Origin of the sequence: Brevibacillus brevis (assembly GCF_031583145.1) — a bacterium.
In the GTDB taxonomy this organism is placed as follows: Bacteria; Bacillota; Bacilli; order Brevibacillales; family Brevibacillaceae; genus Brevibacillus; species Brevibacillus brevis_E.
This window is the reverse complement of record NZ_CP134050.1, coordinates 240,476-255,881: the sequence shown is the minus strand read 5'-3', so window position 1 is coordinate 255,881 and position 15,406 is coordinate 240,476. Positions and strand designations below refer to the sequence as shown.

Genomic DNA, 15,406 nt, shown 5'->3' with positions numbered 1-15,406 from the left:
TAACTATTTGCTTTTGACTGCCGTCGATACCAATACGCAGCTGTTTTTCGGACCAGGCACGGAGCCTTTTACGAGGATCAGGTTGCGCTCAGTATCTACTTTTACTACTTCCAGGTTTTGAATGGTTACGTTGTCGCCACCCATTTGACCTGGCAGTGTTTGACCTTTAAATACGCGGTTTGGAGCAATCGCACCCATGGAACCTGGACCGCGGTGGTAACGCGAACCGTGAGCCATAGGACCGCGGGATTGGTTGTGACGTTTGATCGCACCTTGGAAACCTTTACCCTTGGTTACGCCGGCAACGTCAACGATTTCTCCCTCGGCAAAAATGTCTACTTTCAACTCTTGACCAACCTCGTAGTCAGCGAGGTTTACTCCGCGAATTTCGCGAACGAAGCGCTTAGGAGCAGTGTTAGCTTTCGCTGCATGTCCTTTTTCCGGCTTGTTAGCGCGCTGTTCTTTTTTGTCTTCGAAGCCGATTTGGATCGCTTCGTAACCGTCGTTCTCCACGTCTTTCTTCTGAAGAACCACGTTAGAACCAGCCTCGATAACCGTTACAGCGATCGCTGTTCCGTTTGGACCAAAAACTTGAGTCATGCCAAGTTTTTTCCCTAAGATTCCTTTGGTCATTAGTGCCACCTCCTGTGCTTATTTCAAAAACATGTTATGTTGTATCAAGTCCCCACCGATGCGCAGGGGTGCCATTTCAGGGGTTTGTTGCTTGGTATAACGCGCTTAGCAAGACAACGCCTGCGCGTGTATCGCGTTTTGGGACCTACACTTACAGTTTGATTTCAATATCCACGCCAGATGGCAGATCCAGACGCATCAAAGCATCTACCGTTTGTGGAGTTGGATTCAAAATGTCGATCAAACGCTTGTGTGTACGCATCTCGAATTGTTCACGAGAATCTTTGTACTTGTGAACCGCACGCAGGATAGTGTAAACAGCTTTCTCCGTAGGGAGTGGAATCGGACCGGATACATTAGCACCGGAACGCTTCGCAGTGTCCACGATTTTCTCTGCGGATTGATCGAGGATTTTGTGATCATACGCCTTCAAACGAATACGAATCTTTTGCTTTGCCATTTTAGTCCCTCCTTTTTCGCCCATTTTCTAAACAGACATTTCTCCGTGGAAATATCCTGCACCCCGGTCATGGCAAAGGGGCCGGGTGTGTCAGCAACCTCCCACATCATCGCAAGTCCATGACCAACATTCACTATTGTACTAAAAAGCAATAGGCAACGCAAGTTTTTTCTTAGGCAGCCTCGCTTTTTTTGTACATGCGAGCCTGCTTGGCAGACTCACTTTGACCATCTTACAAAGATCCTACGGGAAACGCAAGCGGGATTGGTTGCCAACTCCTGTCCGAACCTATCTATAATAGAAGGAAGACGTTATACTTAGAGTGGATTTGTTACCGAAATGGAGGTTTGGACGCGTGACGTACGACAATCGCACCCCGTATGAGATCATCGGCGGGGCAGAGACGTTGGCCCGCCTTGTCGATATTTTTTATGACCACGTCAAGGCACACCCTGACCTGGCCCGCCTCTTTCCCGAAGACTTCACTCATGTGAAAGAGCGCCAGTATCAGTTTCTCACACAATTTTTAGGCGGCCCGACGCTGTATTCGGATCTGCACGGCCATCCGATGCTGCGTGCGCGCCATATGCGTTTTCCCATTGGTCCCGTGCAAGCGGAGGCTTGGCTCTCCTGCATGAAAAAGGCGATGGATGAGGCGGGACTGGAAGGCGAGATTCGCGAGCACATTTTTGACCGCCTGCGACTCACTGCCCATCATATGGTCAACCAGTGGGATCAAAATGAAGAAGCGTAGGGATCACTGTCCCTACGCTTTTGTCGTAAGATCGGACGGCACCACCGTTGGCACGGGCTCCACCTTCTTCTGGCCGCGGGAGCCCAGGGTAACACCACACACGATCATCAGCAGCGCCAACACGTGCACCAGCTGAAGCCGCTCACCCAAAAACAGTGCGGCAAACAACAGACTCGCCAGCGGCATCCCGTTTAAAAACATCGCTGTACGGCTGGCGCCGAGCTGCCGGATGCCATAGTTCCATCCTACGGAACCAAGTGCCGTCGACAGTACAGCGGAAGCCAAAATGACCAGCCATTGGAATGGCGATACCTCCAGATTGATATAATAGGAAGCCGGCTGAGCCGCCAGAGCAGCTATCCAAAGAAACATCACGCCGAACATTTGAGACAAAACAGTAATCAACAAGACAGGGACTCCCCGCAAGGCCAGCTTTCGGATGAGCAAACCTCCCGTGACGTACATCAGCATGGAGAAAAACATGATCGCGTCTCCCCAGCCATTCATGTGGATCCCGCCATGCTGTGAGATAACGACGATCAACACGCCGGCAAAGCCGATTGCAATGCCGGCAGCTTTTCGCCATGACATTCCTTCCCCGAGCAGCAGCATCGCAAGCAAAGCCGTAGCAAGCGGGTTCAACCCAAGAATGAGCGAAGCATTTCCGGCTGTGGTGTACTGAACTCCGGTCGCCAACGTCATTTGGTGCAGCGCAATCGAGCTCGCCCCGACCCCTGCCAGCAGGAACCAGTTGGCCTTCCCCAGCCGCAAGTGGCTTCGGTATCGATAAACGATCGGCAACAATATCACTCCGGCGATCGTCATGCGGATCGCAGCTACATACAATGGCGGGAATGTGGTCAAATACTTCACCATCACGACGTTTAATCCCCACAGCATCACTACTCCGGCCAACATCACATACAACCATCGTTCATTACTTTTCATTGATGATTTCCCCCATCCAAATCCTGCTCGTATTGTAGCACATTCTTTGAAAGGGCCAGTTTGAATCATTTTGATGGGAGTCATGCAAAGATCTGATAATGGTTCACGAACAAAAAACAAAAACCCGACAACACGAGGTTGTCGGGTTTATCGGCATGTAATTAGCCTTCGATGGAAGCTACAACGCCAGCGCCTACTGTACGGCCACCTTCGCGGATAGCGAAGCGAGTACCTTGTTCCATCGCTACTGGAGCGATCAGTTCAACGGTGAACTCGGTGTTGTCGCCAGGCATTACCATTTCAACGCCTTCTGGCAGTTGGATGATACCTGTTACGTCAGTAGTACGGAAGTAGAATTGTGGACGGTAGTTAGCGAAGAAAGGAGTGTGACGTCCACCTTCTTCTTTGGACAGAACGTAAACTTCTGCTTTGAACTTGGTGTGTGGTTTCACGGAACCTGGTTTCGCCAAGCATTGTCCGCGCTCGATGTCTTTACGCTCAACACCACGGAGCAGAGCACCGATGTTGTCACCAGCTTGAGCTTGATCCAGCAATTTGCGGAACATCTCAACACCAGTTACAGTAGTGGAACGAGTTTCTTCAGCCAGACCAACGATTTCTACTTGGTCACCAACTTTAACGATACCGCGCTCTACACGACCGGTAGCAACTGTACCACGACCAGTGATTGTGAACACGTCCTCAACTGGCATCAGGAATGGTTTGTCAGTTGCACGTTCTGGAGTTGGGATGTAGCTGTCAACAGCGTCCATCAGTTCGCCAATTTTCTTAGCCCACTCACCAGTTGGGTTGTCGAGAGCTTCTTTAGCGGAACCTTTGATTACTGGAGTATCGTCACCTGGGAACTCATATTGAGACAGCAGGTCACGGATTTCCATTTCAACCAGTTCGAGCAACTCTTCATCGTCTACCATGTCGCATTTGTTCATGAATACTACGATGTAAGGAACGCCTACTTGGCGGGACAGCAGGATGTGTTCGCGAGTTTGTGGCATTGGGCCGTCAGCTGCGGATACAACCAGGATAGCGCCGTCCATTTGAGCAGCACCGGTAATCATGTTTTTCACGTAGTCAGCGTGTCCAGGGCAGTCAACGTGTGCATAGTGACGGTTTTCGGTTTCATACTCAACGTGTGCAGTGTTGATTGTGATACCGCGCTCTTTTTCTTCTGGAGCAGCGTCAATTGCAGCATAGTTCATTGCTTTTGCTTTACCTTGTTGTGCCAATACAGTTGTGATGGCAGCAGTCAGGGTAGTTTTACCGTGGTCAACGTGACCGATGGTACCAATGTTAACGTGTGGTTTATTACGCTCAAATTTTTCTTTTGCCATGAGAGCTAAAGCCTCCTTATTAATAAGGGTTTTTATAGGTTGAAGAAAGGTTTACCCTATCAGGGATTGTCCCTCTCATATTGTAAACCTTTCCTGTTTCAAGATAAAGCGGAACCGATAATTATTCGCCTTTGGACTTCTTGATGATCTCTTCAGCGATGAATTTCGGTACTTCTTCGTAGTGGTCGATCACCATGGAGTAAACGCCACGGCCTTGGGTACGGGAACGAAGAACTGTGGAGTAACCGAACATCTCGGACAGTGGTACCATCGCACGGATGACTTGCGCGTTACCGCGAGCTTCCATACCTTCGATACGACCGCGGCGGGAGTTCAGGTCGCCCATTACGTCGCCCATGTACTCTTCCGGCATTGTAACTTCTACTTTCATGATTGGCTCGAGCAATACCGCGCCACATTTTTTCGCAGCTTCCTTCAGTGCGAGGGAACCTGCTACTTTAAATGCCATCTCGGAGGAGTCGACATCATGGTAGCTACCGTCAACGATAGTAGCTTTGATATCTACCAGCGGGAAGCCGGCGATAACACCATTTTTCATAGCCTCTTCGATACCCGCTTGAACAGCTGGGATGTATTCGCGTGGTACTACACCACCGACGATTTTGTTCTCGAATTGGAAGCCTTGACCTGGTTCGAGAGGAGCGAACTCCACCCAAACGTGACCGTATTGACCACGACCACCGGACTGACGAACGAATTTACCTTCCACTTTCGCTGCGTTACGGAATGTTTCACGGTAAGCAACTTGTGGTGCACCTACGTTCGACTCGACTTTAAATTCGCGTTTCAGACGGTCAACGATGATCTCCAGGTGAAGCTCACCCATACCGGAGATGATAGTTTGACCGGTTTCTTCATCAGTGCGAGCACGGAACGTTGGATCCTCTTCAGCCAGTTTGGACAGGCCGATACCCATCTTGTCTTGGTCTGCTTTGGATTTTGGTTCGATCGCAACATCGATAACTGGCTCTGGGAATTCCATAGACTCCAGGATTACTGGAGACTTTTCATCACACAGAGTGTCACCGGTTGTGGTGTCTTTCAAACCTACAGCTGCCGCAATGTCACCGGAGTAAACTGTTTGAATCTCTTCGCGGTGGTTTGCATGCATTTGCAGGATACGACCGACACGCTCACGCTTGCCTTTTGTAGAGTTGAGCACGTAAGAACCGGAGTTCAGAACGCCGGAGTATACGCGGATAAAGGTCAGACGGCCTACATACGGGTCAGTCATGATCTTGAATGCAAGAGCAGAGAACGGACCGTTGTCGTCTGCAGGACGTTCAACTTCTTCTTCACTGTCAGGCAAAGTACCTTTGATTGCAGGAATGTCTACCGGAGATGGCAGATAGCGAACAACGTTGTCCAGCATAGGCTGAACACCTTTGTTACGGTAAGAAGATCCGCACATTACAGGAGTCAGTTTGCACTCAATGGTACCTTTGCGCAGAGCTGCACGGATTTCGTCGTTGGTCAGCTCTTCGCCTTCCAGGTACTTCATCATGAGCTCTTCGTCTTGTTCCGCAGCTGCTTCAACCAGTGCCAGACGCAGCTCTTCGCACTTGTCTTTCAGGTCAGCCGGGATTTCAGTAGCGTCAGAAGTTTTGCCCAGGTCGTCGGTATAAACGATTGCCTTCATTTCGATCAGGTCAACCATACCTTTGAACTGGTCTTCTGCACCGATTGGATATTGAACCGCTACCGGGTTTGCGCCCAAGCGAGTTTTGATCTGCTCCAAGCACATATCGAAGTTAGCGCCCAGGATATCCATTTTGTTGATGTAGCACATGCGCGGTACGCCGTAGCGGTCAGCCTGGCGCCATACGGTTTCGGTTTGCGGCTCAACGCCACCTTTTGCGTCAAAAACGGTTACAGCACCGTCCAGAACGCGCAGGGAGCGCTCAACTTCTACTGTGAAGTCTACGTGGCCTGGCGTGTCGATGATGTTGATTCGATGGCCATTCCATTGAGCGGTAGTAGCAGCCGAAGTGATGGTAATACCGCGCTCTTGCTCTTGTTCCATCCAGTCCATGGTTGCTGCACCTTCGTGCACTTCACCAATCTTGTGAACGCGACCGGTGTAGAACAGAATACGCTCGGTTGTGGTCGTTTTACCAGCATCGATGTGAGCCATGATACCGATATTACGCGTATTCGGCAAAGAGAACTCGCGAGCCATTCAGGTATGCTCCTTCCATACTCGAGTTTTTGAATAAACGGGTATCCAAGACGGACACCCGATTCAATTTCCTACCAGCGATAGTGAGCAAACGCTTTGTTCGCTTCAGCCATCTTGTGCGTGTCTTCACGCTTTTTCACAGCTGCACCGGTGTTGTTCGCTGCATCCATGATCTCGTTCGCAAGGCGTTGTTCCATGGTTTTCTCACCGCGAGTGCGGGAGTAGTTCACCAACCAACGCAGGCCAAGAGTGGTACGGCGTTCCGGTTTTACTTCGATCGGTACTTGGTAGTTAGCACCACCTACACGGCGAGCTTTTACTTCCAGTACTGGCATTACGTTTTTCAATGCTTCTTCGAAAACTTCCATCGGATTGCGACCTGTGCGATCCTGGATGAGGTTAAATGCGTTGTAGAGAATATTTTGCGCTACACCGCGTTTACCATCCAACATCAGGCGGTTAATCAAACGAGTAACCAGCTTGCTGTTGTAAATAGGATCAGGCAACACGTCACGACGGGTTACAGGACCTTTACGAGGCATCGTATTCCCTCCTTCTTTTCGTTATAAATTCACGCCGCCGATCGGGCGCTTTTCTTATTTCTTTTTCGCTGCTGCAGCTGCTTGACCTGGCTTCGGACGTTTTGTACCGTACTTGGAACGACCTTGTTTACGGTTGTTCACACCAGCAGTGTCAAGAGCACCACGGACGATATGGTAGCGTACCCCTGGCAAGTCTTTTACACGGCCGCCGCGCACCAGCACGACGCTATGCTCTTGCAGGTTGTGGCCAATACCACCGATGTAAGCTGTTACCTCGATACCGTTAGTCAAACGCACACGAGCGTATTTACGCAACGCGGAGTTTGGTTTTTTCGGAGTCATGGTACCTACACGGGTGCAAACACCACGTTTTTGAGGAGAGCTTTGGTTGGTTTGGCTTTTCTTGAAGCTGTTGTACCCTTTTTGAAGAGCTGGGGACTTCGACTTCACAACCTTATCCTCGCGACCTTTACGTACCAATTGGTTAATTGTAGGCATGATGTTACCTCCCTTCTTAATACCCAATCTCAAGACCACAGATCCAGGTGAGTCATTTTTGGTCAAATAGAAAGTTCTTGTCCAAACTTACAGATCGTGTAAACACGGACAAAAACATCGTTAACCACTTTTCTTGATCGCGGCAGTCGCCGCTCCCACTTCGATCCCGCACGCTTTGCCTAATCTGCGCATGGAATCTACATGGATGACTGGCACACCCTTCTCTTTGCAAAGGAGCTCGACTTTTTGGGTCAGACGCTTGTCAGCATCAACCGCGATGTAGACCGCTTCGACCTGGTTGGTTTCTACGGCTTTGATCGTCTGCTTGATACCGATCGTTAACTCCTTGGCCCGCTCTACTTTTTCATAAGACATGATTCTCATATCCTCCAAAGTACAGATGTCAGGCACACTTGAATATAATATCAGGTGGGCTTTCGATTGTCAACGACTATAACTGCTATTTTTTTAGGAAACAAAGCGCCCACGTAATCGCATGGGCGCTTTGCCAATCCTACTCGACAGAAACTGCTTCTTGCTGCGCGTTTTGCGCTTCGAGCTCGGCTTCGTAATCGGCTTGGCTCGCCACTTTGATGTTGCGATAACGGGACATACCGGTACCTGCTGGAACCAGTTTCCCGATAATGACGTTCTCTTTCAAACCGAGCAAGCGGTCCACTTTTCCTTTGATCGCTGCGTCGGTAAGAACGCGAGTGGTCTCTTGGAAGGACGCTGCCGACAGGAAGGAGTCGGTCTCCAGGGACGCTTTCGTAATCCCCAGCAGAACCGGACGACCTACGGCTGGATTCTTGCCTTCGATCAGTACTTTTGCGTTCGCTTGCTCAAACTCCGGTACTTCTACATAGGAGCCTGGCAAGAGATCCGTATCGCCGCTGTCGATGACGCGCAGCTTGCGGAGCATCTGGCGAATCATCACCTCGACGTGCTTGTCGTTAATTTCTACCCCCTGCATCCGGTACACTTTTTGCACCTCTTGCAGGATGTAGTTGGAAACGCCACGCATGCCGCGAACCTTCAGCATTTCTTTCGGGTCGACGGAACCCTCGGTGAGCTCATCCCCTGCACTCAGCTTGGTACCGACAGATACCTTGATGCGAGCGCCGTATGGAGCGGCGTACACTTTGCTTTCCGCTTCCCCGCGAACTTCGATTTCGCGACGGTCTTTGCCTTCGCGGATGTCGACGACTTCCCCGTCGATCTCGGAGATGACGGCCTGACCTTTTGGATTGCGCGCTTCGAACAACTCCTGAATACGCGGCAAACCTTGGGTGATGTCATCTCCCGCAACCCCACCGGTATGGAACGTACGCATGGTCAGCTGGGTACCCGGCTCCCCAATGGACTGGGCAGCGATAATACCAACCGCTTCCCCGACTTCCACTTCGGCGCCTGTCGCCAGGTTGCGTCCGTAGCACAGTTTGCAGACACCATGGCTGGTGCGGCAAGCCAGTACGTTGCGGATATAGACTTCGGTAATCCCGACTTTTTCGATATACTCGGCCACTTCTTCGGTAATTTCCTCGTTGCGGCGAACGATAATTTCCTTGGTTTCAGGGTGGCGCAGGGTCTCGAAGCATGTACGTCCCACCAGACGGTCAGACAGCTTCTCGATTTCTTCCTTGCCATCCTTGATCGCTGTGACGCGAATCCCTTTGTCCGTTCCGCAATCTTTTTCGCGGACGATCACGTCTTGGGCCACGTCTACCAGACGGCGGGTCAGATAACCCGAGTCCGCTGTACGCAGCGCCGTATCGGCGAGACCTTTCCGCGCACCGTGCGTCGAGATGAAGTACTCGAGTACGGTCAGACCTTCACGGAAGTTGGATTTAATTGGCAGCTCGATGATTCGACCGGACGGGTTGGCCATCAGACCGCGCATACCAGCCAGCTGAGTGATCTGCGATACGTTACCGCGCGCACCGGAGTTGGCCATCATGAAGATCGCATTGAACTTATCCATGGATTTCATGAGGACGTCGGTGACCTCGTCCTTGGCTTTGGACCAGATGGAAATCACGCGGTCATAGCGCTCGTCTTCGGTGATCAGACCGCGGCGGAACTGCGTCATGACAGTCGCAACCTTTTGGTCGGCTTCATCGAGAATATCTTTCTTCTTGCCTGGCACGGCAATGTCCGCAACGGCGATGGTGATACCGGCTTTCGTGGAGTACGTGAAGCCCAGTTCCTTGATCTTGTCGAGGATCATGGACGATTTCATCGTACCGAAGCGACGGAAGCACTCGGAGATGATCGTACCCAGGAAGCCTTTTTTCACAGCGCCCGGATCTGGAAGAGCTTTGATGAACTCTTTCACATTGGTGCCTTTTTCAAAGATGAAGTACTCATCCGGAACCTTGTCTTGCAGATTCGCTTTCGTCGGCACGTTGATGTACGGCAGCTCAGGCGGGAAGATCTCGTTGAAGATCACTTTCCCGACAGTAGTGACGAGAAGCGCGTTCTGCTGGCGTTCCGTAAAGCTCGTTTTGTTCAGCATCTTCGCCGGAAGGGCAATGCGCGTATGCAGGCTGATGAAGCCTTGCTGATACGCAGCGATCGCATCGTGCGGGTCACGGTATACAGTACCCTCGCCACGGTCGCCTTCACGCTCCAGCGTGAGGTAGTAAGAACCAAGCACCATGTCCTGGGATGGCGTTACTACCGGTTTGCCGTCTTTCGGGTTCAAGATGTTTTGCGCTGCCAGCATGAGGATGCGCGCTTCTGCTTGCGCCTCGGCGGATAACGGAACGTGCACGGCCATTTGGTCGCCGTCAAAGTCCGCGTTGTATGCGGTACATACGAGCGGGTGAAGACGAATCGCGCGACCTTCCACCAGCACTGGTTCGAACGCCTGGATACCCAGACGGTGCAAGGTGGGGGCGCGGTTCAACAGAACTGGGTGCTCGCGAATCACGTCTTCGAGAACGTCCCAGACTTCCGGCTGAACGCGTTCTACCTTGCGTTTCGCGCTCTTGATGTTGTGAGCGAGGCCTTTTGCCACCAGCTCTTTCATCACGAACGGCTTGAACAGCTCCAGCGCCATTTCTTTTGGCAAACCGCACTGGTACATCTTCAGGTTTGGTCCTACAACGATAACGGAACGACCGGAGTAGTCCACGCGTTTACCGAGCAGGTTTTGACGGAAGCGTCCTTGTTTCCCTTTCAGCATGTGGCTGAGGGATTTCAGCGGACGGTTACCCGGTCCGGTGACAGGACGGCCGCGGCGACCGTTGTCGATAAGCGCGTCCACTGCTTCCTGCAGCATCCGCTTTTCGTTTTGTACGATGATGTCAGGAGCACCCAGCTCGAGCAGGCGCTTCAGACGGTTGTTCCGGTTGATTACGCGGCGATACAGATCGTTCAGGTCAGAGGTGGCGAAACGTCCGCCATCCAGCTGTACCATCGGACGAAGCTCCGGAGGAATTACCGGCAGTACGTCCAGCACCATCCAATCCGGGTGGTTGCCAGAGTTGCGGAATGCCTCGAGCACTTCCAGACGTTTGATCGCACGGTTGCGACGCTGTCCTTGTGCCGTCTTCAGATCTTCTTTCAACGATTCCACGTCTTTGTCCAGATCGATTTCGGCGAGCAGGCGCTTGATCGCTTCCGCCCCCATCATCGCTTGGAAAGAGTGGCCGTATTTTTCCCGATAGTTGCGGTACTCTTTTTCGGAGAGCAGCTGCTTTTTATCGAGAGGCGTATCGCCTGGATCGGTTACGACATAAGAAGCGAAGTAGATCACTTCTTCCAGGGAACGCGGGGACATGTCGAGAACCAAGCCCATGCGGCTCGGGATCCCTTTGAAATACCAAATGTGAGAAACCGGGGCTGCCAGTTCAATGTGCCCCATGCGCTCACGACGCACTTTGGCGCGGGTCACTTCCACGCCGCAACGATCGCACACGACTCCTTTGTAACGAACGCGCTTGTACTTACCGCAATGGCACTCCCAGTCTTTGGTCGGTCCAAAGATGCGCTCGCAGAACAAGCCGTCTTTTTCCGGTTTCAGTGTACGGTAGTTGATCGTTTCCGGCTTTTTGACTTCCCCGAAAGACCACGAACGGATCTTATCGGGGGAAGCAAGGCCGATCTTCATGTATTCGAAGTTGTTCACGTCTATCACAGGGCGTTACCTCCCTTTGTACCGGAATCTTACTCGTCGTTCAAGCTTCCGCCTTCGAGAACGAGATTCAGTTTTTCGCCGCTGCCCTCATCCTCATCTTCCATTTCACGCATTTCAATCTCTTGTTCGTCTCCGGACAGGATCTTCACGTCCATACCCAAGCTTTGCAGTTCCTTGATCAATACTTTGAACGACTCAGGAACGCCTGGCTCCGGCACGTTCTCCCCTTTGACGATCGCTTCGTACGTTTTCACGCGGCCCACGACGTCGTCGGACTTGACGGTAAGGATTTCCTGCAAGGTGTAAGCAGCACCGTACGCTTCCAGTGCCCAAACCTCCATCTCCCCGAAACGCTGTCCGCCGAACTGGGCTTTACCACCCAACGGCTGCTGGGTAACGAGAGAGTATGGTCCCGTAGAACGGGCGTGGATTTTGTCATCCACCAAGTGGGCCAGTTTCAGCATGTATACGCAGCCGACCGTTACGCGGCGGTCAAATGGTTCACCCGTACGACCATCGTACAAAATGGTCTTACCGTCGCGGTCGAGGCCAGCCTCTTCCAACGTCTCGAATACTTCCGCCTGACGGGCACCGTCGAATACCGGCGTCGCCACGTGGATGCCCAAGAGCTTGGCAGCCATACCAAGGTGAGTCTCCAGTACCTGACCGATGTTCATCCGCGAAGGTACCCCGAGCGGGTTGAGTACGATCTCAACCGGAGAACCGTCTGGCAGGAACGGCATGTCTTCCTCTGGCATGATCCGGGCAATAACCCCTTTGTTACCGTGGCGTCCGGCCATCTTGTCACCCACGGAGATTTTCCGTTTTTGGGCGATGTAGACACGAACCAGTTGGTTTACGCCAGGAGGCAGCTCATCGCCGTTCTCGCGGGTAAACACTTTCACGTCTACGATAATACCGGATCCGCCGTGCGGCACGCGCAGGGAGGTATCGCGAACTTCACGCGCTTTCTCGCCGAAAATCGCGTGCAGGAGTCGCTCTTCTGCAGTCAGCTCGGTAACCCCTTTAGGTGTAACCTTACCTACCAGAATGTCGCCGTCCTGAATTTCCGCACCCACGCGGATGATTCCGCGTTCGTCCAGATTTTTCAGCGCGTCTTCCCCTACGTTCGGGATGTCGCGGGTGATTTCTTCCGGACCGAGCTTGGTGTCGCGCGCTTCGGATTCGTATTCTTCGATATGAATAGACGTATAAACGTCGTCTTTGACAAGCTTTTCACTCAGCAAGATCGCGTCTTCGTAGTTGTACCCTTCCCACGTCATAAACGCGACGATGACGTTGCGGCCGAGAGCCAATTCGCCTTTTTCGGTGGATGGACCGTCCCCGATGATATCGCCTTTTTCAATCCAGTCGCCGCGGCTTACGATCGGGCGCTGGTTGATGCACGTACCCTGGTTGGAACGGATAAACTTGTGCAGTTTGTACTTGTCAAGGTCGCCGGCCACCTTCTTGCCGTCGATTTCCTTGTAGCGGCGTACCCAGATCTCGCGAGCGGTAACGCGCTCTACTTGACCAGGATGCTTGGCTACGATCGCGACCCCGGAGTCTTGCGCCGCTTTGTGCTCCATGCCGGTACCGACGAACGGAGCCTGCGGAATCAAAAGCGGAACGGCCTGCCGCTGCATGTTGGAACCCATCAAGGCGCGGTTGGCATCGTCGTTTTCCAGGAACGGAATCAGGGCGGTCGCTACGGACACGACCTGCTTCGGCGATACGTCCATGAAGTCGACCTTGTCGCGCGGCACGCTCAGGATCTCGCCTTTGCGTCGGCAAATAACCATGTCGTTGACGAAGCGTCCTTCTTCGTCGAGCGGCTGGTTCGCCTGCGCCACGTTGTACACGTCCTCTTCATCCGCAGTCAGGTACACGATCTCGGAAAGAACGAAGCCGGTTTCCGGATCTACCTTGCGGCGAGGCGTCTCGATGAAGCCGTAGTCGTTGATGCGAGCGAAGGACGACAGGGAGTTGATCAAACCGATGTTTGGACCCTCCGGCGTCTCAATCGGACACATGCGACCGTAGTGAGAGTGGTGAACGTCACGCACTTCAAAGCCCGCGCGCTCACGAGTCAAACCGCCAGGTCCGAGTGCGGAGAGACGGCGTTTGTGCGTCAGCTCTGCCAGCGGGTTGGTCTGATCCATGAACTGGGACAGCTGCGAGCTGCCGAAGAACTCCTTCAGGGATGCAATCACCGGACGGATGTTGATCAGCGCTTGCGGCGTGATTTGGTTCTGATCCTGGATGGACATGCGCTCGCGAACGACGCGTTCCATGCGGGACAGACCGATGCGGAACTGGTTCTGCAAGAGCTCGCCCACAGAACGCAGACGACGGTTGCCCAAGTGGTCGATGTCATCTGTCGAACCTACTCCGTGCAGGAGGTTCATGAAATAGTTGATCGCCGCTACGATATCAGCAGGCGTGATGTGTTTAAACGATTTATCCACATTTCCGTTTCCGATGACTTTGATGATCTTGCCATCCTCGATCGGAGAGAAAATGTTGATGGATTGCAGATGAATGGACTCATCTTCCAAAACGCCGCCATGCGTGCGAACGTCGATGAAGTTCACGTTCTCTTCCAAAGCTGGCAGGATGCGGTCCAGCAGTCTGCGGTCGATCATTTGGCCGGCTTCGGCGATGATCTCTCCGGTGCTGGTATCTACCAATGTCTCTGCCAAGCGCTGGTTGTACAGGCGGTTTTTCAGATGAAGCTTCTTGTTCATCTTGTAACGTCCTACGGAAGCGAGGTCGTAGCGCTTCGGGTCGAAGAAGCGAGAGATCAACAGGCTCTTCGCGTTTTCGACTGTCGGCGGCTCGCCCGGACGAAGGCGCTCATAGATTTCAATCAGCGCTTTTTCCGTAGAGTCGGTATTGTCTTTTTCCAGCGTGTTCTTGATGTACTCGTCTTCACCCAGCAAGTTGAGGATCTCGATGTCGGAACCAAAGCCCAGCGCACGCAAAAGGACCGTTACCGGGATTTTTCGCGTACGGTCGATGCGGACATAGATTACGTCTTTCGCATCGGTCTCAAGCTCCAGCCATGCCCCGCGGTTCGGGATCACGGTAGCCGTAAACGTCTGCTTGCCGTTTTTGTCCACTTTGGTGTTGTAATATACACTGGGGGAACGAACAAGCTGGCTGACAATGACACGCTCAGCCCCGTTAATAATGAAGGTTCCCGTTTCGGTCATGAGCGGGAAATCCCCCATGAAGACTTCTTGTTCCTTCACTTCTCCCGTCTCTTTGTTCAACAAACGTACCTTCACACGCAGAGGCGCCGCATAGGTGACGTCACGTTCTTTCGACTCGTCAACATCGTACTTCGGCTCTCCCAAGCTGTAATCGATAAATTCCAGCACGAGATTGCCCGTAAAGTCCTGGATCGGCGAAATGTCTTGGAACATTTCACGCAGACCTTCATCCAGGAACCATTGGTAGGACTTCTGCTGAATCTCGATGAGATTTGGAAGGCCCAGCACTTCGTTAATACGTGAATACGTACGACGCTGGCGGTGTCGGCCACTTTGAATCACTTTACCTGCCAACTTATTCACCCCTCAGGTTGTGTTTTCACACATAGAAACTTGGCATTCGGTCACTTCAAAAGTGCAGACGAATGCCTCAAAAAGAAAAATGGGTTAAAGCAGTATGACCATTTTTAACCCAGAGAAACTCTATTTTAAAAGAATTCCCATGTTTTTACTCCAACATTCCTCCTTCAGGAAAAAACAGAGAAAATGCTTGACAGACAGGGAATTGCAGAAAAATAGACATTTATCCCATATTGACATTTTATAATGCTATCACATTGAAATATGCGCGTCAAGAAAAGTTTTCTCAAAACATTTTCTTGA

The 15,406-nt window shown here is 52.1% G+C and carries 11 protein-coding genes; 1 reads left to right on the top strand and 10 read right to left on the bottom strand.

The features are described from left to right. Positions 1 to 3: 3 nt before the first annotated feature. Positions 4 to 633, bottom strand: a complete 630-nt coding sequence (gene rplC / locus RGB73_RS01430; RefSeq protein ID WP_310768117.1) for a 50S ribosomal protein L3 — start codon at positions 631 to 633, stop codon at positions 4 to 6. Between the two features lie 151 nt (positions 634 to 784). After that, positions 785 to 1,093: a 30S ribosomal protein S10 gene (rpsJ, locus tag RGB73_RS01425; RefSeq protein ID WP_005828858.1), complete on the bottom strand. Its 309-nt coding sequence runs from the start codon at positions 1,091 to 1,093 to the stop codon at positions 785 to 787. 355 nt (positions 1,094 to 1,448) lie between these two features. On the opposite strand from rpsJ, the gene RGB73_RS01420 reads away from it, so the two are divergent. Next, positions 1,449 to 1,847, top strand: coding sequence for a globin domain-containing protein (locus tag RGB73_RS01420; protein WP_310768114.1), 399 nt, complete (start codon positions 1,449 to 1,451; stop codon positions 1,845 to 1,847). Positions 1,848 to 1,859: 12 nt separating this feature from the next. Here the strand turns inward: RGB73_RS01420 and RGB73_RS01415 are convergent, their stop codons facing one another. The 8 genes from RGB73_RS01415 to rpoB form a co-directional block, all read right to left on the bottom strand. Next, the gene (locus tag RGB73_RS01415) at positions 1,860 to 2,795 is read right to left on the bottom strand and encodes a DMT family transporter (protein WP_310768112.1); all 936 of its coding nucleotides are present in this window, start codon (positions 2,793 to 2,795) and stop codon (positions 1,860 to 1,862) included. Positions 2,796 to 2,956: 161 nt separating this feature from the next. Continuing rightward, on the bottom strand, positions 2,957 to 4,147 hold the full coding sequence (gene tuf, locus RGB73_RS01410; RefSeq protein WP_310768110.1) for an elongation factor Tu: 1,191 nt from the start codon (positions 4,145 to 4,147) through the stop codon (positions 2,957 to 2,959). A 121-nt stretch (positions 4,148 to 4,268) separates the two neighbouring features. Further along, positions 4,269 to 6,347 carry an elongation factor G gene (fusA, locus tag RGB73_RS01405; RefSeq protein WP_310768108.1) on the bottom strand — a complete coding sequence of 693 codons (2,079 nt, stop codon included), beginning with the start codon at positions 6,345 to 6,347 and terminating at the stop codon, positions 4,269 to 4,271. 71 nt (positions 6,348 to 6,418) lie between these two features. Further along, positions 6,419 to 6,889 carry a 30S ribosomal protein S7 gene (rpsG, locus tag RGB73_RS01400; protein WP_310768106.1) on the bottom strand — a complete coding sequence of 157 codons (471 nt, stop codon included), beginning with the start codon at positions 6,887 to 6,889 and terminating at the stop codon, positions 6,419 to 6,421. Between the two features lie 54 nt (positions 6,890 to 6,943). After that, complete coding sequence (rpsL, locus tag RGB73_RS01395; protein ID WP_005828873.1) at positions 6,944 to 7,387, bottom strand: 30S ribosomal protein S12; 444 nt, start codon at positions 7,385 to 7,387, stop codon at positions 6,944 to 6,946. Between the two features lie 120 nt (positions 7,388 to 7,507). Then, on the bottom strand, positions 7,508 to 7,762 hold the full coding sequence (locus RGB73_RS01390) for a 50S ribosomal protein L7ae-like protein (protein ID WP_310768103.1): 255 nt from the start codon (positions 7,760 to 7,762) through the stop codon (positions 7,508 to 7,510). 139 nt (positions 7,763 to 7,901) lie between these two features. Beyond that, complete coding sequence (rpoC, locus tag RGB73_RS01385) at positions 7,902 to 11,528, bottom strand: DNA-directed RNA polymerase subunit beta' (RefSeq protein ID WP_310768100.1); 3,627 nt, start codon at positions 11,526 to 11,528, stop codon at positions 7,902 to 7,904. Positions 11,529 to 11,557: 29 nt separating this feature from the next. Then, the gene (gene rpoB, locus RGB73_RS01380; protein WP_310768098.1) at positions 11,558 to 15,097 is read right to left on the bottom strand and encodes a DNA-directed RNA polymerase subunit beta; all 3,540 of its coding nucleotides are present in this window, start codon (positions 15,095 to 15,097) and stop codon (positions 11,558 to 11,560) included. Between the last annotated feature and the right edge of the window lie 309 nt (positions 15,098 to 15,406).